Annotated in this window: 22 protein-coding genes; 8 read left to right on the forward strand and 14 right to left on the reverse strand. The window is 35.8% G+C overall.

The genetic code is table 11. The annotated features are described in order from the left end of the window. Positions 1–147: 147 nt before the first annotated feature. The 7 genes from I7822_RS06825 to I7822_RS06855 all read right to left on the reverse strand — a co-directional run bounded on the left by I7822_RS06825 (position 148) and on the right by I7822_RS06855 (position 9362). Positions 148–516: a hypothetical protein gene (locus tag I7822_RS06825; RefSeq protein ID WP_307847696.1), complete on the reverse strand. Its 369-nt coding sequence runs from the start codon at positions 514–516 to the stop codon at positions 148–150. A gap of 429 nt (positions 517–945) precedes the next feature. After that, positions 946–2415, reverse strand: a complete 1470-nt coding sequence (locus I7822_RS06830) for a sulfatase family protein (RefSeq protein WP_207976354.1) — start codon at positions 2413–2415, stop codon at positions 946–948. Between the two features lie 32 nt (positions 2416–2447). Then, on the reverse strand, positions 2448–3272 hold the full coding sequence (locus tag I7822_RS06835) for a carbohydrate ABC transporter permease (protein ID WP_307847697.1): 825 nt from the start codon (positions 3270–3272) through the stop codon (positions 2448–2450). Further along, entirely contained in the window at positions 3273–4235 is a 963-nt protein-coding gene (locus tag I7822_RS06840) for a carbohydrate ABC transporter permease (protein ID WP_207976356.1), read from the reverse strand. Between the two features lie 67 nt (positions 4236–4302). Next, positions 4303–5772 (reverse strand): ABC transporter substrate-binding protein, encoded by a 1470-nt coding sequence (locus I7822_RS06845; protein ID WP_207976358.1) that lies wholly within the window; start codon positions 5770–5772, stop codon positions 4303–4305. Positions 5773–6354: 582 nt separating this feature from the next. After that, on the reverse strand, positions 6355–7896 hold the full coding sequence (locus tag I7822_RS06850; protein ID WP_207976360.1) for a sulfatase family protein: 1542 nt from the start codon (positions 7894–7896) through the stop codon (positions 6355–6357). A gap of 101 nt (positions 7897–7997) precedes the next feature. Continuing rightward, the gene (locus tag I7822_RS06855; RefSeq protein WP_207976362.1) at positions 7998–9362 is read right to left on the reverse strand and encodes a glycoside-pentoside-hexuronide (GPH):cation symporter; all 1365 of its coding nucleotides are present in this window, start codon (positions 9360–9362) and stop codon (positions 7998–8000) included. A gap of 426 nt (positions 9363–9788) precedes the next feature. Between I7822_RS06855 and I7822_RS30425 the strand changes: the two genes are divergently transcribed. Continuing rightward, positions 9789–10556 carry a helix-turn-helix domain-containing protein gene (locus tag I7822_RS30425; RefSeq protein WP_307847702.1) on the forward strand — a complete coding sequence of 256 codons (768 nt, stop codon included), beginning with the start codon at positions 9789–9791 and terminating at the stop codon, positions 10554–10556. Positions 10557–11012: 456 nt separating this feature from the next. Here the strand turns inward: I7822_RS30425 and I7822_RS06865 are convergent, their stop codons facing one another. Further along, positions 11013–11885: an AraC family transcriptional regulator gene (locus tag I7822_RS06865; protein WP_207976364.1), complete on the reverse strand. Its 873-nt coding sequence runs from the start codon at positions 11883–11885 to the stop codon at positions 11013–11015. 242 nt (positions 11886–12127) lie between these two features. On the opposite strand from I7822_RS06865, the gene I7822_RS06870 reads away from it, so the two are divergent. After that, complete coding sequence (locus tag I7822_RS06870) at positions 12128–13876, forward strand: solute:sodium symporter family transporter (protein ID WP_207976366.1); 1749 nt, start codon at positions 12128–12130, stop codon at positions 13874–13876. Between the two features lie 21 nt (positions 13877–13897). Then, on the forward strand, positions 13898–15445 hold the full coding sequence (locus I7822_RS06875; protein WP_207976368.1) for a sulfatase family protein: 1548 nt from the start codon (positions 13898–13900) through the stop codon (positions 15443–15445). A 349-nt stretch (positions 15446–15794) separates the two neighbouring features. Here I7822_RS06875 and I7822_RS06880 read toward each other — a convergent pair whose 3' ends face one another. Continuing rightward, complete coding sequence (locus I7822_RS06880) at positions 15795–16007, reverse strand: hypothetical protein (protein ID WP_207976371.1); 213 nt, start codon at positions 16005–16007, stop codon at positions 15795–15797. Between the two features lie 238 nt (positions 16008–16245). Here I7822_RS06880 and I7822_RS06885 point away from each other — a divergent pair, with 238 nt between their 5' ends. Genes I7822_RS06885 through I7822_RS06905 form a run of 5 tightly spaced genes read left to right on the forward strand, consistent with a single transcriptional unit; the run spans position 16246 to position 20304 of the window. Continuing rightward, entirely contained in the window at positions 16246–16539 is a 294-nt protein-coding gene (locus I7822_RS06885; protein ID WP_207976373.1) for a hypothetical protein, read from the forward strand. A 30-nt stretch (positions 16540–16569) separates the two neighbouring features. Then, the gene (locus tag I7822_RS06890; protein WP_207976374.1) at positions 16570–17355 is read left to right on the forward strand and encodes an ABC transporter ATP-binding protein; all 786 of its coding nucleotides are present in this window, start codon (positions 16570–16572) and stop codon (positions 17353–17355) included. 11 nt (positions 17356–17366) lie between these two features. Further along, on the forward strand, positions 17367–18359 hold the full coding sequence (locus I7822_RS06895; protein ID WP_207976376.1) for a FecCD family ABC transporter permease: 993 nt from the start codon (positions 17367–17369) through the stop codon (positions 18357–18359). Continuing rightward, positions 18360–19379: a FecCD family ABC transporter permease gene (locus I7822_RS06900; protein WP_207976378.1), complete on the forward strand. Its 1020-nt coding sequence runs from the start codon at positions 18360–18362 to the stop codon at positions 19377–19379. A 1-nt stretch (position 19380) separates the two neighbouring features. Beyond that, on the forward strand, positions 19381–20304 hold the full coding sequence (locus I7822_RS06905) for an ABC transporter substrate-binding protein (protein ID WP_207976380.1): 924 nt from the start codon (positions 19381–19383) through the stop codon (positions 20302–20304). A 575-nt stretch (positions 20305–20879) separates the two neighbouring features. On the opposite strand, the gene I7822_RS06910 is transcribed toward I7822_RS06905, so the two are convergent. From I7822_RS06910 to bluB, 5 genes are all read right to left on the reverse strand, one after another. Further along, complete coding sequence (locus tag I7822_RS06910; RefSeq protein ID WP_207976382.1) at positions 20880–21719, reverse strand: energy-coupling factor ABC transporter ATP-binding protein; 840 nt, start codon at positions 21717–21719, stop codon at positions 20880–20882. 33 nt (positions 21720–21752) lie between these two features. Further along, on the reverse strand, positions 21753–22529 hold the full coding sequence (gene cbiQ, locus I7822_RS06915; protein ID WP_207976384.1) for a cobalt ECF transporter T component CbiQ: 777 nt from the start codon (positions 22527–22529) through the stop codon (positions 21753–21755). Between the two features lie 13 nt (positions 22530–22542). Next, positions 22543–22821, reverse strand: a complete 279-nt coding sequence (locus tag I7822_RS06920; RefSeq protein WP_207976386.1) for an energy-coupling factor ABC transporter substrate-binding protein — start codon at positions 22819–22821, stop codon at positions 22543–22545. Next, positions 22818–23576 (reverse strand): energy-coupling factor ABC transporter permease, encoded by a 759-nt coding sequence (locus I7822_RS06925; RefSeq protein ID WP_207976388.1) that lies wholly within the window; start codon positions 23574–23576, stop codon positions 22818–22820. The genes I7822_RS06920 and I7822_RS06925 overlap by 4 nt, the downstream gene beginning before the upstream one ends. A gap of 123 nt (positions 23577–23699) precedes the next feature. Then, positions 23700–24344, reverse strand: coding sequence for a 5,6-dimethylbenzimidazole synthase (gene bluB, locus I7822_RS06930; RefSeq protein ID WP_207976390.1), 645 nt, complete (start codon positions 24342–24344; stop codon positions 23700–23702). Between the last annotated feature and the right edge of the window lie 5 nt (positions 24345–24349).

A 24349-nucleotide genomic window follows, 5' to 3' on the forward strand; every position in this document is an offset into this window, starting at 1 on the left:
AATATTTGTCGAGGGAGTTTACCAGCCTGATACTCATCCATAAATCTATTTTTAAAGGAATCTGTATAAGTAATGGATCGCTCGCTAACACGTTCTATATTCGGATTCTTTTGAAGTACTTTTATCTTTTTAGTTGAAAATGTTATTTTACTCATGTTGTCCCCTAATCCCCATTATCTTGAAATTAAAGTATATAAAAAAATACCTATAGATGAAACACTCTTTTATAAGTGTCCTATCTATAGGTACCATATTAAATCGATCATCTTTTTTACTTACATGAATTTTAAATGTGTCCTTTGAAACAGAATTCTCAGGTACTGGTACTCCTAAATCAACTATTACCTTTGTTACCGTTGCGCCCCAATCTTCAATCTCAATAACAGTTTGATATGAGGTTTGGTGCATTTTGTTGTCTTCTTTTGCATAGGCTCCCGAACTGAACAAAAAGGCAAAACTTGCTACTAACGTAAATGATAAGATGAATTTAGTGTGGTTACTTAGTAATTTTAACACCTTCTACTTCCTCCTTTTAATAGTTAATACGTTTACTTCCTTTCATTTTTAATGAAGTCGACAATGTTGTAAGCGCTTTTCTAGAGGTTATCTTATCCTATCTCTAATTCACTTTAAAGTTCTAAAAATATAACTGAAGTTCAAGAAATGTGATTTTGAAGGTTTTATATGTGAGGTTTTGATTTTAATACACTTTCCTTAAACCCTTACTATTGGAACTTTATTTACATAAAAAAAGAATCTTCTACCCAAAGAATAGGTTTAGAGATTCTTTTTAAACAATAGTTGTTTATGATAAACTTTTGTATTTGAAAATAAGTTTTGACAGAGTCTCAAAGGTAGATGCCTAATCTTTCTATTAAAACTCTTCAAGGTTTGAACTAATATATTTAGGTATTTAGTAATAAAATCTACTTAGAGCAAGAAAAGTTATGAACCCAATACAAACTCCCTCGGATGACGTCTCTTTAATTCAGGTACAGCATGACTTCTTCCCGTCTCAATAAGCCATTCTGTATAATCTTTAAGCGCACCTTTTGCATGATATGGCCCACCCTCTTTCATGACGGTTCTCATTGGGTCAATATCAGAAGGACTTGTTGCCATCATCTCATCATGCCATTCATTTAAATAATAAACCGCATCTCGGCATATGTCAGGTCTATCACTAGCAATATTATGTTGCTCATGAGGGTCTTCTATTAGATTAAATAACATCTCTTTGTCAAACAGATGATATCCGTCATGGTACGTTCGGACATATAGCCAATCGTCAAATCTTACACTACGTTGACACACATGTGCACATTGAGAGACGACCAAAAATTCTCTACCTGCCTTCTCCCCTCGTTGAATTGTTTTGGCAAAGCTCTGTCCATCCCAGTTTGGAGCAGGATCTTTTCCAACCATTTCCGCAATAGTAGGTAAAATATCAAGATGATAATGAAGCTCATTATCTACATGTCCTTTTTGACATCCAGGCCAGCGAATAATCATCGGAATATTACATGTTCCTTGATCTGCAGTTCCATGTTCTCCATATATACCAAGTTCGCCCATGTTCTCACCATGGTCAGCAGAAATAATGATTATGACCTCATCCATAACCCCTTGTTTCTCTAACAGATCAAAGATCATACCGATTTGATTATCCATATGTCGAACACCACAATCATAACCATCAATCATATTGCGCAACTCATCCATATCTTTAATTTCGCCTGGGTATCGTGGATAATCAGGACTTGTTTGGTTATTAAACATGTTTATTTCATTCACGCTATGTGGGCCCACTTTTTGCTTGTGTGTTTCAAGCACATCTTCGGTTAGCCACGATGGAAGAGGCTCGTTCTCGAATGGATTACCAAAGATCTCAGGTGCTCTATAAGGTGTATGTGGGTCCCAGTAGTTTACATAGAGCATCCAATTGTCAGCTTTACCGTTCTGATCAAGCCAATTTAATACGACTGGAGTAACTTCTTCACCGGATTCCATCCCACTTTTTCCAGTGTTATACATCTCATTGAACCCTGCATAAAATGTCCAAGCAGAATGACGCTCAGCAAACGGACTAACTAATGACGTTTTCATCCCTAAAGATCTAAAGAAGGCAGGAAAACTCTGTGTAGCAAGATTATCCTTAAATTGGCGATCTATTCCTTCATGACGCACATCAGCAGCAGTTCCCCCGTGACCTACAACCCCAGAATGAATTCCCAGCTTTCCTGTCATAAGGGCTGTACGTGACGGTAAACATGGAGCATCGGAAGTATAATAGTTTGTAAATCTTATTCCTTCATTCGCCATTCGATCAATGTTAGGTGAAGTGTTACGATGGTACCCATAGCAGCCCAAATGACTTGGAGTAGTTGAATCTAAATCTAAGAATAATACTCTCATTCTGTATATCTCTCCCTTTAACTTATATAGTTTTATCCTTTAACTGCTCCAGCAATTCCATCTACAAAATAACGTTGTAAGAATAGGAAAATAATAATAATTGGTACTAGAGCGATCGTTCCACCAGCAGCAATTCCTGTCCAATCAACAATATTCTCACCACGAAGAGTGTATAAACCAACTGCTAACGTTCTCAGTTCTGGTGTGCTAAGAGTTAATACCAATGGTAAGAGGAATGAATTCCATGTCCACACGAATTGCATAATGATAACACTTCCGATTATCGGTTTAGATAATGGCATAATGACGTGGATGAATGTTTGAAAGAAGTTACATCCATCGATTATTGATGCTTCCTCTAATTCCTTTGGTACAGCCCTAAAGAAACTAGCAAAAAGTAATACGAACAATACGTGTCCACCACCAGATTCTGCAAGGATGATTCCAAGTAGTGAATTCATTAGCCCCATTTCTTTTATTAATTGAAAGATGGGAATGATGGAAAACTCCAATGGAAAAAAGATACTAGCCCCAAGCACTGCCATAAACAATTTCTTTCCTGGGAAAGAATATCTACCAAGTGCATATCCACAAGTTGCAGTTATGAATAAAACAATAGCAATAACGGCTACTGTTATAATGACAGAATTGATGAAGTATCGATCGAAGTTTCCAGCATCCCATGCACGGGTAAAGTTCGACATATCGAAAGTAGATGGAATTAAGCTCAACCCTTTTGTGAAAAATTCAGAGTCACTTTTAAAGGCTGCTGAAACCATCCACAAAAAGGGATAAATCCAAACAAATAAAACAGCAACTAGTGTAGTGTGTGTAACGATTTTACCTACTTTGTTCACTTATTCCATCCCCTTTGCATTTTGTTTAAACGGACGTTTGATAATTGCTTGAGCAATACCGATGAATACAATCGTCAAAGTAAAGAAAATGGCAGCTGCTGATGCATAGCCTAATTGAGGGAGACCCATTTCACTTGAAAAGGCATAACGGTAAATATAAGTTGATACAACATCTGTCGAAAAAAATGGTCCTCCATCCGTCATCGTTTTGATTAAATCAAATACCTTTAATGAACCGGCTACATTTAATAAGAGAATAACAACTCCGATTGGAATAAGCTGTGGAAGCGTTATATAAAAGAACGTTTTTACATGCCCAGCACCATCTACCTTTGCGGCCTCATACAGTTCCTTAGGTATGCTTTGAAGTCCTGCTAACCAATAAATCATGTTCATCCCTAAATTCTTCCATACATAGATTAAGATGACGGTTGTCATGGCCATTTTTGCATCACTTAACCAGTTAATTGGCTGATCAATGAGGTTTAATTTTATTAATGCAAAATTCACAGCACCATCTGAACCCCAAATATACACCATGATGATCCCAACAATTGATGCAGTTGTGACAACAGGAATAAAGAAAAGAGTACGGTATACACTTGCATATCGAAGTTTAGGATTATTCAAGATAAGTGCAACGAACAATGCAAGAATAAGTAGTAAAGGAACAGCACCTACCATAAAAACAAAACTATTTTTGTAAGCATTCCAAAAGTGGGGATCTTTAATAACCTCTTTAAAGTTTTCAAGGCCCACAAACGCTACGTTAGAATTTAGTCCTGACCAGTCTAGCATTGAATAATACCAGTTAATTACAATCGGCCAACCTTGGAACAGTGCATAAAAAATTAGATTTGGCAAAATAAAGAGCCAGCACCACAAGTTCGTTTTTCTAGATAATGAACCCTTACGAACTTTTTTAACAGTTTTGGTCGAGAGTACTATATCTGTATTGTTCATATAATCCCTTCTTTCTTGTACAAAAGAAGGCGAGTATATCTTCCATTAAACCCGCCTTTATTTGCAATTATTTTAGTTCTGCATAATCCTCTTCTGTATAATTTTCCATCGGATCCCAATTCGCGAATTCAAAATCTGAACGTTCCGCTTCTACTCCTTTTTCACTTGCAGCAGAAAGTGCTTTGTCCCAGGCTGTTCCTAACTGTTCTGAGTACTTTCCTAATTCTCCTTCATAGTCAGATACAGCTCCGGCTACAACTCCACCAAGAATTTCACCCACATTAGGACTTACATCTTTAAATTCAGCAAACACTGCAGATGTATTTGGGTTTTTGACACTTGGATTAGGAATAACTCGACCAATCTCTTGAGAAATATCGTAGTATTTTTGTAGTTGCTCAACTGTGATATATTCTTCATTAATTCCCTTTACAATAGAGAATGCTCCTCCTTTTGTCGTTTGTTCCTGTTGAAAATAGTCTCCACCATAAAATTCCTTAAGATATAACGCGGCTTCTTCTGGATGTTCTGAAGTAGCTGATATTCCCATCCATGCTGCATTACTTATAATGGATAATGAACCTTTTCTTCCTGAGTCTGGAACTGGTGGGGCCATAACTCCATACTCTAAATCAGGATTATCCTTGTTCCAAACACCAATACACCATGCCCCTTGAACAATAAATCCTGCTTGCCCCTGTCCAAATAGCGCTCTTGCTTCAGGTGCCGAAATATTCATTGTCTTCGGATGGAAGCTACCATCTTCCTTAATGCCTTTAAATAGTTTAAATAAATTAAGTACAGGTTCACTATCATACGTCGTTTCATTTGTTGCGAGGCTAATAGGTGAGTTAGCGTTTATCCCACTTCCTCCTAGTGATGACCAGTCTCTTACCGTCTCCAACCAGCGGTTACTTTGTTTCCCACCTTCAATTATTCCGTAATATTTACCTTCTCCAGTTTCTGTTATTTTCTCTGCAGCTTCTCTAAATTCTGAATAGGTTGTAGGTGGTTGCTCAGGATCTAAGCCTGCTTCTTTAAATAATTTTTTGTTATAAAATAGTAGACTACTAGGTACATAAGCAGTTTCTGGGATTGAATAGATTTCTCCATCAACCATTGTAACTCCATTTTGAAATGTACCTTCCACAAAGATATTTTTAAATTCATCATCTATATACGGATCAAGTGGCTGATACCATCCGTCCTTTACAAGAGTTGCTAATTTCATTCCACTAGGAACAGGGAATAAATCTGGAGCTTCTCCAGAGTTTACTGCTGTTAAAATAGTATTTTTATATTGATCAATTGTAAGTTGCGTATACTCCACTTGGATATTGGGGTATTTTCCCATAAACTTTTTATGGAATTCCTCACGTATATCTTTCGTACTGTCGCTCCAATCCATTACACGTAAGACTACTTTTCCATCATTTTCTCCCTCTTCTCCCCCTGCTTCTTCACTTGATGACACACAAGCTGTGAGTGAAAATACTAATAATGTACTTAATAGCAATATCAACCACTTTTTTCTCATCAATGTAATTCTCCCCTTTGATATTTTCTCCACAAGATAATGTAAGCGCTTAATATCTTGTTAATGCTAATTATAGATGGCTAGAAGGATCATGGTCCATGTATGATATTATGATTTCATGTATGATCTTTCAGAATATTCAATATAATGTTCCTAAACTCAAAACGTCTTTTTCTCTTACTGGTCACCTGTAATTTATTTAAGGGCAATTTTTTAATAAACGAGAGAAAAAGAGCTAAGCTACTCTTCTCCCCAAAAATGTAGAAAGTAATGACCATGTTTTTCACGTTTATCTTAAAGAGATGTTATTTAAATATACAAAGTGAGATGTATCTATTCCTTCTTGTTTTATTTGTAGAGTTTCACTTTTCACCTGTTCCTCTATTTTGCTTCGACTTGCACTGCAGCAAGTTTTTGGCATCTTTTCCATTGTCATTTTACCTCTGCATGCAAGAAAATAATAAGTGGTCAGTTAGTTAGCTACTATCTTATTTAATATTTACTTTTCTATTTCTTTGCTTAAGCAAAAAATACCTTAGTCTAGTAAAATACTAAACTAAGGTATAATAGCTTTATCATGAATTAAAATAAATTTTTCATCATCGCACGAGTAAACGCAATTCTTGCTTCATCTATTTCTTCTGGAAACTCACTAGGATGTTTTTGTTTCAATTCATTAAATTGTCGTTCTCTTCCAGTTTGAATGAGTCTTTCTCCATAGTTTTTAAGGAATCCCTTCGTATGATATGGTCCGCCTTCTTTCATAACCGTCCATAGTGGATCAACATCATCCCCACTTCTTACCATCATTTCATCATGCCATTCATTTAAGTAGTATGTCGCTTCCATACAGATCTCTTTGTGTTGATCAGCAAGGTTGTTTTCCTCTCTAGGATCTTCTGCCAGATTAAATAACATTTCTTTTTCAAATAAATGATAACCATCATGATACGTACGCATATATAACCAATCGCCAAAACGTACGCTGCGTTGAGCAACGTGAGCACATTGAGAAACTACGAGATAGTCACGTCCACAATCTTTTCCTTCTTTTAATACAGAGGCATAACTTCTTCCATCCCAATCTGGTGATGCTGGTAGCTCAAGCATTTCTGCTAATGTAACAGGCAGGTCTAAGTGATAATGTAATCCTTCGTCTACAATTCCTTGTTGCATACCTGGCCAAGAAATAATCATTGGAATACGACATGTTCCATCATCAGCTGTTCCATGTTCTCCATAAATTCCTAATTGCCCCATATTTTCTCCATGATCTGCTGAGATAATGATAATCGTGTCCTCAAAAATCCCTTTTTCTTCTAACAAGGCAAACAATTTTCCAACATGATCATCAAGGTAACGAATACCACAATCGTATCCATCTATCATAGCTCTTAAATCGTCCATATTTTTAATCTCACCAGGACTTCTTGGGAATTTTTCACTTTCGACATTCGTATACGTGTTTCCATTATGATCAATAACTAATTCATGCACAGTATGAGGACCTACAGCTTCTTTATGCTTTTCTAACGTTTCTTCGTTAGCCCATTCTGGCAGCGGCTCTTCAGCAAAAGGATTACCGAAACTCTCTGGAGCACGATAAGGCGTGTGTGCATCCCAGTAATTCACATAAAGGAGCCAATCATCTTTTTCAGCATTTCTCTCAATCCAATCTGTCACCACAGGAGAAACTTGTTCAGCTGATTCCATTCCAAACTTACCAGTGTTAATAATCTCGTTAAAACCAGCGTAAAAATTATATGTTGCATGGCGTTGTGGAAATGGACTTATTAATGTTGTGTTTAAACCTGCTCCTAATTGTAAGAAAGAAGGAAGCGATCCACCCACCGATAGTCTACCAAAAAGGTTACGATTAACTCCTTCAAGTTTCATATCCCCAGCTGTACCTCCATGGCCTACTAACCCATTTCGAATTCCAAATTGACCGGACATTAATGCAGTTCTAGAAGGTGCACATGGTGCATCTGAAGTATAGTAATTATTGAATCGTACTCCCTTTTCTGCAATTTTATCGATATTAGGTGACGTATTACGATGGTATCCATAACATCCTAAATGACGTGGGCTAACTGAATCTAAATCTAAAAATAATATTTTCATAAATAACTTCTCCTTTTCCCTTATTCTAGTTGTACGAGATTTTTTAAGTTTGATATGAAATAAGTTGACAACTTAGTTTTTTATAAAAAGCTATTTAATCATTACGCCTCTTTTGCAAGGGCTATATTTGAGTTATTTCTTTTATTTAAGTCTTCCACTACTTGACCATGAATCTTATCAAGTTTGTAGAATTGCAACAGAATGAGAACTAAGACAAAGCTGATGACAGGAAACCATATAAAACAAAATTCAATCGCTTTCAAAGTTTCCGTAGATTGTTGAGTTAAAGCTGGGTCATAGTTATATAGTGCTAATAACCAAGCTCCGGCAGCTCCTCCTACACCCATTCCAAATTTTGCTGCGAATGTTGAACCTGAATATAAAAGCCCCGTTGCCCGAACACCTGATTTCCACTCACCATAATCAATAGTGTCAGCAATAAGTGAGAATAATAAACTCGGAACGAAACCAAGTCCTAGTCCACCTATACCTACCCCGATCAACAATAATGGAATAGATATTGTGATTGAACTGAAATAAATGATAAGCGATCCTATAATTGACACGATAATTCCAAACTGCATTGTTTTCTTACCACCAAGTCTCTTTGTAACAAATGGAATTAACATTAAAGAAACAATCGTTAAATAGTTTAAGGCCATAACAACTGGAACGATCTCTTCCCTGCCAAAATTATATTTAAGGAAATAAACTGTCGTTTGATTACGAATAATAAATACAAAGAAGAAGGCGAGTTTTGCAATAAAAATAATTAACCATGGTATATTAAACGCTTTAATTCCTTCACGAAACGGAATATTCTTTTTGCTATTGTAGTACTCTCTTTCTCTTGTATTCTTAAATGTAGTTAAAAACATTGGGATAGAAAGAACACCAAATAAAGTCATAGTTAGTGCGAAACCCTTTTCATCATTACCATTTCCTAAAAAAGCTACTAAAGGTAAAGCAGCAACTGAAACAATCAAACCACCAATCTGTCCGAAAATCATTCGTATTGATGTAACTTCATGTCGTTCTAGTGGATTATTTGACATGCTAGGCAGCATCGCTGATAAAGGAATGTTTATAAATGTATAGATAAATCCAAATAAGATATAGCTGGAATAAGCAAATATTAATTTACCTTGTGTATTTAAATCTGGGGTTAAGAAGACCAAGACACCAATAACTGCAAATGGAATGGCTAACCAAAGAAAATATGGTCTACACTTCCCCCATTTCGTATTTGTGCGATCGATTATATATCCAGTAAGTAAATCAGAACCTGCATTAAGAAATTTACCTATTAAAAATAACGTACCAACAACTCCTGCACCAATACCATAAACATCCGTATAAAAATAAAGCAAATATGTTGAAACCATGACAAAAAGTAAATTAGATGCTGTATCGGCTAACCCATAACTAATTCTTTCTTTCCATGAAACTTGATCTACTTTAAACATAAGTAATCCTCCCATATTTGGCTAAGCTAAAAATCAAAGTGAAGTGATTGGTTACTTTGTAGGACAAAATATTAATTTATATCTTGCGCCACCACCTTTACATTTAGTTAAGTCCGTAAATTACACTCCATATAGTAGTCCAATTTACGACTCATTTAAGCGCTTTCGAATATCACAAAACAATTGTAAACATTAAGTTTTATACAATGTCTGTAAACGCTTAATCACCTTGTTGCTAACAAGTATACGGGTTATGTCGAATCATAGTCCATGTACTATTTATCGATTTCATGTATGATTTTTTACTACATTTTATTTTTCTATATTTCTACTTGGAGATATCGTGTATAGTAAATTTATAGAAAAATTAGCGTGTAAGGAGGTCTCCGTATCATTAACATAACTGGCGTTTTTTTTGATAATTTAATTCCGAATTGGCATACGCAAACAGAAAAAATTGATTACAATGTTTTTATTCTAATGGTAAAAGGGAAAGTCGCCTATTCAATAAATGGAGAACAGATTATTGCTGAAAAAGGAGATCTCGTATATATTCCATATGGGACTTTACGTGGTGGAGAGAATCATGAATCTGGTGAGCACCAAAAATACACAGTTGCGTTTACAATTCCAGAAAATGTCGCTTATACGTGTCCTTTTCCTATCAGTAAAAAATTCCATAAAATCAAAACAAGGAATCCCGAATATGTAAAGCATCGTTTTGAGAGGTTATTCGTCGATAGTAGAGGTGATAAGAAATTCCGATCCTATATATGTGTTGGAATACTACAGGAATTACTTGGAATGTTTGCACGGGAACTTGATAGCCCTTCAATCACTCCAAGCAAGATGAAATATACTTCTATCATTGAGAACTACTTGTTAGAAAATTACCGTAAAAACATTGAAATTGAGCAACTCGCAAAGTTAATTAACCGGTCACCAAGTTACACAATTTCGGTCTTTAAGGAACTAATGGGTCAATCTCCAATCAGATATATCCATCAACTAAGGATCATTGAAGCATGTAATCTCTTACTAAATACCGATATGACAATTGTCGCTATTTCTGATTATCTCGGATACTATGACCCTTCCTATTTTTCTCGTATGTTTAAAAAATTAACGGCAATGTCTCCAAAAGAATTTGCAATGTATGGACATCAGGTTGAGGTTTCTACTCTATTTTCGTAATAAAGGGCTGCAAAGATGTTTGGGGATATAGGCTTTATTCTTCATAGGGTGATTTGATGTTTTTCTTTATATGATTCAGTCCAAATAGTTGTTAACTTTACCAAAAATGAAAGCGTATAAATTCTTACGGATCATCTAAAAATCTTTGTTACTTTAAAAAAGGCTGCTAGGTTTGTGGCAGTTTACCATCAAAAGTAAAAAGCTTCAATCCCTTATATACCAAAAGATTGAAGCTTCACATTCTTATAATCGTATCATCATAAATCCCTGTTTCTTTAAGCGCTTCTATCAACAGACCAAACTGAAAATCCACACGTGAGCACATGCCATAATAGGTTGCTCAAATTTCTGTCCACCTGCTCCGAATCCACTTACTACAAGGTCTATTAATGGCATAAATCTAGTTAACGACTTAGAGAATAAGTATAGAAATCTTTTCTATACTTACTCCCTGCATTAGCTATTCATCATCTTCTCCTCACGATAAGCAGACGGAGAGATTCCATAGTAATTTTTGAACGACCGTGAAAACGAATAGACATCTGAATAATAAAGAGATAAGGCAATTTCTGTGATACTATTTGTATGATCAGCTAATAGTTGTGCAGCTCTTTCCATTACTTTTCGTTGGATATAGCTGTTTGGATTTATCCCTACTCTTTTCGTAAAAACGTTTGAGAAATGTGTTCGGTTAATACCCACGTAGTTTGCTACATCATTGACAGAGATTCCTTCGCTATAATACATATCAATAAAATCTTTGCCATTTTTAATCCAATCTTTCTCAATCACTGGCTTCGTTATATTTTTCCTTCTTATTTCTTCATACAGATTATCAAATAGCTCATAGATGAGGCTGATTTTTTTAAATTGTAGGTTTTCATCATAATGTTGAAATAACTTTATCAAATATGTTAAAGTGTTTCTACTTTTATCGGTTAGGATGTTGTGAATATAAGTGTGGTCCTCCGTTATGCCAAGCATATCTAGCATTGACAATGCTTGTCTACCATCAAAGGCAATCCAAACCATTTCTAGTGGATTCTTTGGATCTGTATAATACGAATGCGTATGATTAGCATACAAGCAAAAAAGATCTCCCGCTTGAATAGTATAGTGCTTACCTTCATCGATATAAGTTCCACTACCATTTATAATACAATGCATACTAAAATAAGGAATGAAGCGAGGACCAATATGATAGTTTTTTTTTGCTAGATTTTGTCCGGCTCGAATAATGTTTAAACCACCTGCATTCTCAATAAGAGTAGGTGTATAAAACCAATGTTCGGCATATTCATGTCCATATTCCTTCATACAAAGGATCATTCCTTTCAACACCTCAAAAAGCCTTAAATGTTACAATATTTCTGTACTATATTCTTATATTAACAGATCATACACTTTTAAAACAAACCAACAAAATGATAAATGACAATCAAACAAAATGACATTTAAATTTCTTTATTATGCTGTAAATTAGTATGTAATACAATGTTTGGCCAAACAAAGTATTATTTATTGAAAACGCTTTGAAAAAATAAAAGTGTTTTCAGTCAGGAGGTCACATAATGGATTATTCGAATTTAATTTTCACCTTAACTTCATGTGTTATTATCATGGTTCTAATTTCCATTTTCACTTACTTTAAATCACGTGGCGAGACGAAAGATTCTGAAGGTTATTTTCTAGCTGGTCGTGGCTTATCAGGTACATTTATTGCCGGATCTGTTTTATTAACAAACTTATCTGCTGAACAGTTAATTGGCCTTAACGGGCAAGCATATCGCTCTAACTTATCAAACATGGCGTGGGAAGTAACGGCTCCTGTAGCAATCGTCATTATGGCTTTATTTTTATTACCAAAATATTTAGGTGGTGCATTTACCACTTTGCCTGAATTTTTAAGTAAGCGCTTTGATACTGGTGTTCAACAAATGACAGCAGCATTATTTTTGCTAAGCTACATTTTTGTCTTGATTCCTTCTACCTTATATTCTGGTTCACTTGCTGTCTTAAAAATATTTAATGTTCCTGAGCTATTTGATATTTCTTATACAACTTCTGTTTGGGTGGTTGTCTGGATTATCGGCATCATTGGATCTTTGTTAGCAGTATTAGGTGGTGCAAAGGCCGTTGCGATTTCGGATACGATTTATGGAATAGGTCTTTTAATCGTTGGAATTCTTGTACCTGTGTTAGGGTTCTTGGCACTTGGTCAAGGAGATTTGCTTGCAGGGATGAAGCATATTACTATTAACAATCCTGAAAAGTTAAATGCAATTGGTTCAGCAACTGACTCTGTTCCATTTGGAGCGATCTTTACCGGGTTAATATTTGCTAACTTATTTTATTTTGGAACAAATCAATATATTATTCAACGCTCGTTAGGAGCTAAAAATTTAAAAGAAGGTCAAAAGGGCGTGCTTTTTGCAGGGTTCTTTAAACTAATGATACCGCTTTTTATGATGATTCCAGGTACAATTGCTTTTCATTTATATGGAGGTAATCTTGAAAACGTTGATTTAGCTTATCCATCAATTGTTTCAAATTTACTTCCTACTTATTTATCAGGCTTTTTCTTAGCAGTGCTGCTTGGAGCTGTTTTTAGTACGTATAACTCTTTATTAAATAGCGCCTCGACGATATTTGCTCTTGATATTTATAAAGAGAAGTTTAATAAAAATGTCTCTGATGTAAAAATGGTTTTTATTAGTAAAATTTTCGGAATAGCTGTAAGCGTTATCGCTTTATTTATAACTCCTTTATTATTGAATGCACCTAATGGAATCTGGGATATAATTAAAAAGTTTAGTGGCTTCTTTAACATTCCTATCATAGCAATTGTTTTGGTCGGGTTAATTTTCAAAAAAGTGCCTGCTTTAGCAGCAAAAGTAGTCATCATTTTTCATGTAACGTTATATTATTTCCTTGTTTGGGGTACTGACCATTTATTTGGAATTAAGCTAAATGTGAACTTTATTTATGTGTACGGAATTCTCTTTTTTGTTGAAGTATTTATCATGCTTATTATTAGTAAATATAAACCGATGGAAAAAGCGTATCAATTTGAGAAAAATCATAAAGTTGAAATGGTTCCTTGGAAATATACAATTTTCACATCTGTTTGGTTACTATCACTCGTTGTGATCACATATATTGTTTTTTCACCAATAGGTTTTGCATATCAAGATGGAATTGTCTCACCCGCATTCTTCCCTATCTTAATCGCGTCACTTGTGATTACGTCAATCTTAAGCTGGTATTCTATTAATCGTTGGAATCAAAAGTATTCCAATTTTCTTGATAAAGTCGCCTAATTTATGTAAGGAGTGTATATCATGACATCATCTGAAAAACGTCCAAATATCTTACTAATTACAAGTGATCAACAGCATTGGAATACAATTGGTGCCTTTAATTCTGAAATCAGCACACCGAATTTAGATCGCTTAGTAAAGGAAGGAACAACATTTAACCGAGCATATTGTCCTAATCCAACCTGTACACCAAGTCGGGCCTCGATTGTGACAGGTATGTATCCGAGTCAGCACGGAGCATGGACTCTTGGTACAAAATTACTTGAAGATCGTCATGTCGTTGGTGATGATTTTCAGCAAGCTGGTTACAAAACATCATTAGTAGGAAAAGCGCATTTTCAACCATTGCAATCCACGGAGGAATACCCCTCACTTGAAGCTTATCCTACATTACAGGATTTAGATTTTTGGCGAGAGTTTAACGGCCCCTTTTATGGTTTTGATACAGTAGAATTAGCACGTAACCATACGAACGAAGCCCATGTAGGTCAGCATTATGCAATCTGGATGGAGGAAAACGGACTCAAAAACTGGCGTGATTATTTTCTTGCTCCTACAGGGAATATGGATCCTAATGAAACCTATAAATGGAAGATCCCTGAAAAATATCATTATAATAATTGGATTGCTGAACGTTCAAATGCAATGCTTGAGGATTACAAAAATAATGATGAAAATTTCTTCTTATGGGCGAGCTTCTTTGACCCACATCCTGAATATTTAGCTCCTGAGCCATGGGATTCAATGTATGATGACAAAGAGTTAACAATTCCTACTATGACGCCAGGTGAGCATGAAAAAAATCCACCACACTTCGGTAAAACACAGGACGATAATCCTGATTTTTCCGATTTAAATGAAAGCGGCTTTGGTATACATGGTTATCGTTCACATCATTATTATGAGTATGGAGCAAAGTTTAAATTAACAGACTATGACAAGAAGAAATTAGTTTCTACTTATTATGGCATGGTTAGTATGCTAGATAAATATGTTGGTAAAATCTTAGATAAATTGGATGAATTAGGATTAACGGAAAACACAATTGTTGTTTTTACAACCGATCATGGCCATTTATTTGGTCAGCATGGGTTACAGGCGAAGGGCGGCTTTCATTATGAAGATTTAATCAAGCTTCCATTTATCGTTCGCTATCCTAATCACGTTCCAGCTGGGCGCACAAGTTCAGCAATTCAATCATTAGTTGACCTAGCTCCTACATTTCTATCTTTTTGTGGTTTGCCAATCCCGCATTCCATGTCAGGAGTTGACCAAAAGCAAGTATGGCTAGGAGAAAAGGATCAAGCTCGAGATCATGCAATTTGTGAATTTCGACATGAAGCCACAACCATTCATCAAAAAACCTTTGTAGATGAGCGTTATAAAATTACTGTTTATTATAATCAAACATATGGAGAGCTTTTTGATTTAGAAAATGACCCAGGAGAAATTAATAATTTATGGAACGAACCTGAATTTGCGGAGCTAAAATCTACATTATTGCTAAAATATATTTGGGCTGAATTAGGCAAAGAACCATTATACATGCCGAGAATTTGGCACGCATAAGCCGTAACGGAACAAAAGCGCAAGCGCCTTGAACAGCCTCGGCAAATAAGACGCTCATGAATAGAAGGTGTTTTTTAACCTTCAATTCATGAGTGGCTGTAGACCAAAGAGGGGCTAGGCGTTGGAGCTGGAAGCCTAGCGCTTATCCACACTACTAGAATTTTATAATTTCCTGTATCATGGGTTATAACCAAAAACTAAGAAAGCAGCAATCAGAGCTCTACAAACGGGGGAGGAATCGTTTTAACTGGTTTTTTAGTGACAGCTATGCTTAATTGTGCCATAGCTTGTAGAAGGTGAATGAATATTTAAAATAATTAAGACCTTCCTAAAATGGAGGGGCTTATTTTTACCCATTAATATCATAATTCATATGTATATCATCATCTTTATCATTTAGTGAACCTAATTTATCAATGTAATCAAATAGACTAAGAAGTGATTTTTTATCTATAACCAACATATCAAATTCTTTCTCTTCAACCGAATCCCTAATGTATTGTAAATCTTCACTTGTTTTAATACTCCCTCCTGGGAAAATAACTTTGTTCACGTCAGTCATCAATAACAACTCCAATCCTATTAATGCATTTATATTGTGTCCTTAATTGCAAGAAATATCCAAATAAAATCAGCCCTTCCTGATTGGAGGGCTGATTTTATTTATATGTTCCTTTGTGATTTTTTTAGCATATTTATTGCCTCTCTAACCCTTTTCTCATATTTATAATTTCCATAGCGGTAAATTTCTTCAACCCACCACGCTCTTCGGGAATTAGACAGGTTGGGGGAAAATAAAAATGGTCGAGGTCAACCAATTTAATGGATATCAAGATAATACAGAAGTTGCAAAGACAACAGTAATAACTACGACGGAATGTATTAACGAATCTAATGTAAATTCAATGCTTGATAGTCTTAAAGACTCGGAAATAAAACTACGTGAAACACTGATAGATGCATTCCCTAATATTGATGATGATAGGTTTATTGATACATTGATAAAGATTGGTATTATTTTATATTTAAAAGGTTTTGACTTTTTAATGAAAATAGAATATTATTCTATAAATGAGAATGATTATTATTATTGAAAGATATTAAAAAAAGAAGGAGATTGTCAAATGTTTCGAGTATCTGCAGATAAAATAGAAGTAAAATATGACAAAAAAATCATTCTTAAAGATTTACTCCTGCATATTCCGAATAAGAGTATTTCAACGATTGTTGGACCAAATGGTTGTGGTAAATCAACTCTATTAAAAACTTTAACAAAATTATTGGCTTATTCTAAAGGGCAAATTTTATTAGATGGACAAGAATTAAATTCATATAAAACAAAGGAATTAGCGCAAAAAATGGCTTTACTGCCTCAATCTCAAATTGCTCCAGCTCATATTACAGTACGCGAACTAGTTGCTTACGGTCGATATCCTCATCAAGGGAATTTTGGTATTTTAAGTGCACAAGATCAGGATGCTATTGATTGGGCCATTTCAAAGACCAAGTTAAACGACATAGAAAATTCTACTGTTGATTCATTGTCGGGTGGTCAACGTCAACGTGTTTGGGTTGCCTTAGCACTAGCTCAACAAACTGATATTATTTATTTAGATGAACCAACTACATATTTAGATCTTGCGCATCAACTTGATTTAATGAAACTTCTTAAACAATTAAATCAAGAGGAGAATCGTACAATAATTATGGTGTTACATGATCTGAATTTAGCAGCGCGTTTTTCAGATTATATGATATCTATGAATTCTGGACAAATTGTAAAAGCTGGAACGGTAGAAGAAGTTATGACCACCGCTAACTTAAAGCAAGTCTTTCAAATTGATGCCATCATCGGTAACGATCCCTATACTAAAAAGCCAATTTGTCTATCCTACAATACTGGTACATAAGAGCTGAAGCTATGATAAATTTAAAAAATTGGCTTACGATCATCATACTTTTTCTAGGAAGTTTAACTTCTATTATATTATCAATCAGTCTAGGAGCTAAAGATATTTCCTTTACAACGGTGTGGACATCAATTTTCCAGTTTAGCCCAAACAACACACTACACCAAATTATTTATGAAATTCGTTTACCAAGGGTGTTAGGTGCTGCTTTTGTCGGAATTGCATTTGCAGTTGCTGGATCTATTATTCAAGCAATTACACGCAATCCACTTGCTGATATTGGTATTCTCGGAATTAATGGCGGAGCAGTACTGTTGGTGACGATTTGTTTTGCATTTTATCCAGCAATCTCATATGGGTGGCTAACGATCATGTCATTCATCGGTGCTTCACTTTCAACGATCCTTGTTTTTTCAATCGGTTTGGTAGCCAGGGGAAGACTATCCCCTTTGACCTTTACTATTGCCGGAGCAGTAATTGCCGGATTCTTACATGCTATTAGCTCGGGAATCGCCATCTATTTTGATTTAAACCAAGAATTGGCTTTTTGGTATGCAGGTGGGGTTTCAGGTGTTACATGGGGGCAACTCCCATTATTAATAACTATTGTTACCATTGCATGTGCTTTTGCAACTTTGCTTGGCAAACAATTAACGATCCTAGGTACTGGACAAGAAATGGCAGCAAGTCTAGGGATTAATATTAAGTTTGTATTATTTACAGGTATGGGATTAATCGTTTTACTTGGTGGTGCTGGAGTTTCAATAGCCGGTTCAATTAGCTTTGTTGGGTTAGTTATCCCGCACCTTGCACGTAAATTTGTTGGTCATGATTATCGTTGGATTATTCCTACAAGTGCTTTATTAGGAAGTATACTTGTTGTACTCGCTGATTTATCAGCCCGTATCATTTTTGCTCCTAAAGAGCTTGCATTAGGAATACTAATTGCCTTTATCGGAGTACCATTCTTTCTAATTATTGCAAAGAGAATGGAGGAATTTTAATTGGTATCAAAACGAAGAAATATATTTCTCTTATACTTGTTGATTACTTTATTGGTTACCTCTTTCATCTTTCTCTTTTCAATTAACACGGGAACCTACCACCTTTCCTTTTCAGAAATGGTAAACACCCTAATAGGACAGGGGCAGGATAATAGTGTGCTTGTATTGTTCGAGTATCGATTGCCACGTATTTTAATTGCACTAGTTGGTGGAGCCGGTATTGCAGTAGCAGGTTCACTACTACAATCTTATACTGGTAATCATTTAGCAGATACTGGTTTACTTGGGCTTCATGCTGGGGCTTCATGTGGATTAATTGTGTTTATGAGTTTTTTTAGCGAAGCATTTTTTTATGCTGAAATGTTAATTCCTTTATTCGCTTTTATTGGTGGTGCTATAGCTGCTGCATTGATAGTTTACTTGGCTAAAGCAAAAAGTGGTGTGATTAATACGACTAAATTAATATTAGTTGGTATTGCCGTATCATCCCTTTTTAGTGCGATCACGCTATTTTTATCACTTCGTTTAAGCGATGAAACATATTCCTTTGCAGCGAGTTGGTTACTAGGAAACATTTGGGCTCGAGATTGGATTCATGTTTTTATCATACTTCCGTTGGTTTTTATTTTTAGTTTACTAGCCTATCGCTTAGCACACCGATTAAATCTTCTACAAGTTGGTGATCACTTTGCCCAAACAACAGGATTTAATGTAAAGATGACAAAAAGAACCGTATTAATTTTAGCTGTAGTACTATCAAGTGGTTCTGTATCCATGATTGGTAACATTAGCTTTCTGGGGCTTTTGGCTCCGCATCTGGCACGCCAATTAGTAGGTAGTGATTATCGGTTTACACTTCCTTTATCTGCCTTACTTGGTGCTGCCATTTTATTACTATCTGATACAATCGGGCGTTCTCTATTTGAAGCAAACCCAATTCCAGCCGGTATATTAGTAGCCTTCATTGGCGGCCCTTATTTTATTTATTTACTACTTAAAAATAATAGGAGTGTTTTATAATATGAAGAAATGGTGGTTACCTGCATCTTTCACTTTATTGATAACAGTTTTAGGAGCTTGTGGAAATGAACAAACAACAACTGATTCAACTTCTACATCAACATCGGATAAAAACTCTGATGTAGTATCAGAACAACGCATTGCCTCCTTATCCATTCACTTAACAAATAATTTAATTGTATTAGATGAAATTCCAGTTGGTTCTGTAGTTGGTGGGGGCTTAGGCGATTTCTTACCACAAGCAGCACCTTATTTAAAAAATGCTACTAAATATGGACCTGCAAAAGAAGTTGATATGGAATCATTACTCTCTTCAGATCCAGATGTTATTGTAGCAGATGAAGAATTTGCAACAGCGAATTTAGCTGATTATGAAGATATTGCGCCTGTTGAATTATATAATTTAGACGAAGGAACATGGCGTGACCATTTACTATCACTTGGAGAAAAGTTCGATAAAAAAGATGAAGCAAAGCAATTTATTAGCGATTATGAAAAGAAAACAGAAGAAGTAAAAGCTATGCTTGAATCGAGCTACGGTGAAGATGCGACTGCAATGGCTATCCGTGTTACAAATAAAGAATTAAGAGTATTCTCGACAGCTCGCCCAATGGGACCAATCTTGTTTGAAGACTTAGATCTTGAACCAGCAATAGGTATTGTAGAAATGGGGACAGAAGAACCTTATCAAGTAATTTCAAAAGAAGTAATTGGCGATTATAATGCTGACCTTATTTTTGTTGTGGTAAATAGCGATGAAGAAGCACAAAAAGTATATAAAGAATTAGCAGCATCATCTGTTTGGCAATCTCTAGAAGCTGTCCAAAATGACCAAATTTTTGTTGTTTCAGACCAACCTTGGTTAGACTATTCAGCTCTTGGAAATTCAATGGCTATGGATGATTTATTTGACCAATTAAAATAAAACATACTATCTCATTTAATATTCATTTCGACTTGGAGTAAAAGAGAGAAGATCCCATAATGTTAAAGTATGGGATCTTTCTCATTTCTCACTATAGTAGAATTTTATCATTTTCAATAGATATTTTATGACTAAATCGATAAAGTTTTTCCCACCAAGGCTGAGATTTATAATACCTATTGAAAGGATGGTAAATCTTAATAATCTAGTTAGCTTTCTTTTTTTTATTAGGCTCTTTTCTAAGAGTGTTGCTTTTAAAACAAAAACTAATTCAAGTTGATTGGAACGGATTGCGAGACTCCTGCGGGAGTAGCGGGACAGGTGAGACTCATGCAGGCGTTAACGCCGAGGAAGCTCACCGCCCACCCCGCGGAAAGCGAGCATCTGCAGCGGAAATCAACCTCACCGCATTACTTGATAAATTGCAACAAAGTTTGCGAAAACAGCCTTTTATTAAAATATAATAAGATGCAAAAATAACTACGGCAATCAAAATAAAAAAGATGATGATTCCATATAAAAGTTGAGTCATAGTATGAACGACCTTGGGTCAGGCTCTTCCATTTTTAAATCTATTATCTACAGTTTTTCAATAGTTCAAATAACTCTTTTTTTGATGTAGGATACGGTAGTGTATTTGATAGAATTGTTGCTTCGATGAGTTTATCGTAAACTTCCACTACCCATGGTTGCTCTAAGTGACTTTGCTGTATCACTTTTTTTTGCTGAAACACTTCCCATGGAGTACCTTTTGAAATCAATTCTCCATCATTCAAGACGATCACTTCGTCCGCCCATTCGTAAGCTAAGTCAACATTATGTGTAGAAAGAATAATGGTTCGGTCTTTATGGTGTATCTCAGATAGTAAATCCACTATTTTTTTTGAATAATAAGGATCAAGCCCTGCAGTAGGCTCATCTAACACCATTAACTCAGGCTCCATAACCAAAATACCTGCAATGGCCACCCTCTTTTTTTGACCAATGCTTAGGAAATGGGGTGGTTTATCCCTTAATGCTTCTATCTCAGTGCGCTTCATGACTTCGTCGACGGTTTTCTTTACACGTTCTGGAGAAAGTCCTAAATTTTTAGGACCAAAACGAATGTCTTCATATACACTAGAAGAAAATAGCTGAGAGTCAGGATTTTGAAACACAATCCCAACCTGTTGACGGAGCTTACGGATTTCTTTTCTTGAATAAGCGAGATTTTTTCCATGGAATAAAATTGTCCCTTTTGTAGGCTTAATGATCCCGTTTAAAAGGAGAAAGAATGTTGATTTTCCAGCTCCATTGTTCCCGATCAAAGCAATTTTTTTCCCAGTATCAATTGATAACGTAAGATCCTTTAAAGCCACTGTACCATCTGCGTATTGATAAGTAATATTTTCAAATGTAAAGATTGGTGTTTTCAAGCTAATACCCCCTTTCTTTTTTCAATATAGGAGTTAAGTTAATAGGGTGATAGTGAACAGTCCTACTAAAGCCAACAGGATTCCCGCACAACGATATCGGTTGTAAGATATCGTGATCTCGATATCGTATAGTCCCTCATCTCCCCCACGACTTTCCATAGCAATCTGTAATTCTCTTGCAGACTGGATTGACTTGATAAAGAGACTAACGATGAGTTGAGCTGATGATGTTAGCCATACTCGATAATTTTGATAACCTAGTCTGCTGGACTGTGCCAGGTAGATTTCTTCCATTTTATGCAAGAGAACAAAGATAAAACGGTATGTTACCCCTACTAAATCTAGGAATAGAACCGGGAGCTTTAATTTGCGTAATACCCACATCAGTTGGTTTAGGGGTGTTGTTAAAATAAGAAAATATAAGCAGCTCACGCTTGCAAGGACGGTTGCTCCAAGATGGTAAGCTTGTTTTACACTAGCTAGACTTATATAGAGTTGCCAAGAAAGAAGGTTGACCGACCATAATTGCTCCATCCTCACCTCATTTACTGGAGCTATTGTTATCATAATGGTGATGATACTAGTACAAAGAAAAACAGCTGGCAAAAGAAGTAGCTTTATATAATGAGATAAAGGGATTTTGGCAGCCAATACAATACTGATACTCATCACAAAAAATGTAAGGGACGAAATCACTACATTTTTTGTGATAATGGTAAAGAGTAAAAAAGAAAAAGCGAACCCAACCTTTTCAGCTGGGTGTATATGTTTTAAAGCATTTGTATAGGCGTAATCATCAATTCTTAGCATAACGATCTCTACCTCATTCTTTTGACTGATACTTTTTTCTCGCTCGACCAAAACCAATAACATAACCAATAAAAAGGGCACCTATTGCAGCTTGTAAAGAGAATAAGAGGCTTTCAATCTCACCACTCGGTGGTTCCCAAAAGGATGAAAACCAAGGTTCATAGCTAGGAGCTAGTTCTCCTATCATTTCCTTTGCCTGTCCATCTGCTCCACCAAACTCAGCATCCCCTTGAAGAAACAAAGGAATAATTGCCAATAAAATAACAAAAAAAAGCAAAACAAGGTTTTTCATTTAACAGCCTCCTTTACAGTTGGTAGGTGATGTAATTCAGACATATTGTACTTTAATAGTAAGTTCATAACGATGACCGTTAATAAACCTTCACTGACCGCAAGTGGTATTTGTGTTAGTCCAAAGATACTTGCAAACTTGACAAATGAAGCTAAAAAGCCTCCAACCTCTGCTGGGAATGCAAGGGCTAATTGAACAGAGGTAACGAGATATGTACCTAAATCCCCTAACATGGCAGCTAAAAAAACAGAAATGGCGAATGATAGGTTCAGTTTACGTCCTAACCTATACACCCCATATGCAATGAATGGCCCAACAATGGCCATTGAAAAAGCGTTTGCTCCTAATGTCGTTAAACCTCCATGAGCTAATAACAGTGATTGAAATAATAGGACGATTGTACCTAAAACACTCATGGCTGTTGGCCCAAACAAAATGGCACCTAAACCAACACCTGTTGGGTGGGAACAGCTACCTGTTACCGAGGGAATCTTCAAGGCTGATAAGACGAACGCAAATGCTCCAGAAAGACCAAGCATTGTTTTTAGTTCAGGGTGTTCCTTTAATCTCTTTTGAATATTCCTCATTCCAAAAATTAAGAAAGGAATGGTCAAAGCCCACCAAAAAATAACCCAGCCAAAGGGCAAAAATCCCTCCATAATATGCATAGCATAGGCTTCTTCATAGGAATTAGCCCAGAAATAAGCTGTTAAACCTGCTACTACTCCAAACGCCCAGTTTAACTTTATCTTCATGTTCAAAACCTCCAATAAATTGCTAGGGGCAACTATGGTTGTCCACTATATAAGAGCCCAATTTCCTGCAGGTTTATTAACAGGTATGCCTAATGAATGACTTTCCTGTTATTAAACCATGCTTTACTTGTTTCCCCACTTTTCATTAAAAATTAATTTTTGTAATGAATGTCTCTTCTCCCAGTTTGCTGTTTCTAAAATAGGTGCTTTAGGATAAACTTCCGTGTAACCAATTGAAAGCAATGCGACGGGGTCAATGTGTGGAGGAATAGCTAAAATGTCACGAACATCTGATTTTTTATAAAAGCTGACCCATCCCATTGCTAATCCTTCACCACAAGACGCTAACCACATATTTTGAATCGCACATGCTGTTGACATCATATCTGTCTCAGGAATAGAATTCCGACCTAAAACATGGGAGCCACCTCTAGTTGGGTCACATGTCACACAGATCGTTAAGGGAGCTTCTTTTAACCCTTCTATTTTTAGTGATAAAAATTTGGAAGCTCGTTCATCTTCTTCATAATGGATAGCTAGTGCTCTTCTCTCCTTGTCCGCAGCCCAGGCTAATTGATTTTTCACTTCATCAGATTCAATTAAAATGAAATTCCACGGCTGCATAAATCCAACTGAAGGAGCATGATGAGCGGCTTCTAGAATGCGAGCGACAGCCTCCATCGGAACTGGATCTGTGTTAAAGGTTCGAATATCTCTTCTCGTTTCAATGACTTTATAAATGGCTGCTTTTTCTTCTTTAGAGAACATGTTCA

The organism is Metabacillus bambusae, from assembly GCF_017497975.1.
GTDB lineage: Bacteria > Bacillota > Bacilli > Bacillales > Bacillaceae > Metabacillus > Metabacillus bambusae.

What these genes read in the sequence shown, in the direction of transcription:
- I7822_RS06925 (WP_207976388.1), bottom strand. Translation starts at nt 23,576, where the DNA reads ATGAAGATAAAGTTAAACTGGGCGTTTGGAGTAGTAGCAGGTTTAACA.
- I7822_RS06905 (WP_207976380.1), top strand. Translation starts at nt 19,381, where the DNA reads ATGAAGAAATGGTGGTTACCTGCATCTTTCACTTTATTGATAACAGTT.
- I7822_RS06855 (WP_207976362.1), bottom strand. Translation starts at nt 9,362, where the DNA reads ATGTTTAAAGTAGATCAAGTTTCATGGAAAGAAAGAATTAGTTATGGG.
- I7822_RS06850 (WP_207976360.1), bottom strand. Translation starts at nt 7,896, where the DNA reads ATGAAAATATTATTTTTAGATTTAGATTCAGTTAGCCCACGTCATTTA.
- I7822_RS06845 (WP_207976358.1), bottom strand. Translation starts at nt 5,772, where the DNA reads ATGAGAAAAAAGTGGTTGATATTGCTATTAAGTACATTATTAGTATTT.
- I7822_RS06885 (WP_207976373.1), top strand. Translation starts at nt 16,246, where the DNA reads ATGGTCGAGGTCAACCAATTTAATGGATATCAAGATAATACAGAAGTT.
- I7822_RS06840 (WP_207976356.1), bottom strand. Translation starts at nt 4,235, where the DNA reads ATGAACAATACAGATATAGTACTCTCGACCAAAACTGTTAAAAAAGTT.
- I7822_RS06880 (WP_207976371.1), bottom strand. Translation starts at nt 16,007, where the DNA reads ATGACTGACGTGAACAAAGTTATTTTCCCAGGAGGGAGTATTAAAACA.
- bluB (WP_207976390.1), bottom strand. Translation starts at nt 24,344, where the DNA reads ATGTTCTCTAAAGAAGAAAAAGCAGCCATTTATAAAGTCATTGAAACG.
- cbiQ (WP_207976384.1), bottom strand. Translation starts at nt 22,529, where the DNA reads ATGCTAAGAATTGATGATTACGCCTATACAAATGCTTTAAAACATATA.
- I7822_RS06870 (WP_207976366.1), top strand. Translation starts at nt 12,128, where the DNA reads ATGGATTATTCGAATTTAATTTTCACCTTAACTTCATGTGTTATTATC.
- I7822_RS06890 (WP_207976374.1), top strand. Translation starts at nt 16,570, where the DNA reads ATGTTTCGAGTATCTGCAGATAAAATAGAAGTAAAATATGACAAAAAA.
- I7822_RS06895 (WP_207976376.1), top strand. Translation starts at nt 17,367, where the DNA reads ATGATAAATTTAAAAAATTGGCTTACGATCATCATACTTTTTCTAGGA.
- I7822_RS06830 (WP_207976354.1), bottom strand. Translation starts at nt 2,415, where the DNA reads ATGAGAGTATTATTCTTAGATTTAGATTCAACTACTCCAAGTCATTTG.
- I7822_RS06920 (WP_207976386.1), bottom strand. Translation starts at nt 22,821, where the DNA reads ATGAAAAACCTTGTTTTGCTTTTTTTTGTTATTTTATTGGCAATTATT.
- I7822_RS06865 (WP_207976364.1), bottom strand. Translation starts at nt 11,885, where the DNA reads ATGATCCTTTGTATGAAGGAATATGGACATGAATATGCCGAACATTGG.
- I7822_RS06875 (WP_207976368.1), top strand. Translation starts at nt 13,898, where the DNA reads ATGACATCATCTGAAAAACGTCCAAATATCTTACTAATTACAAGTGAT.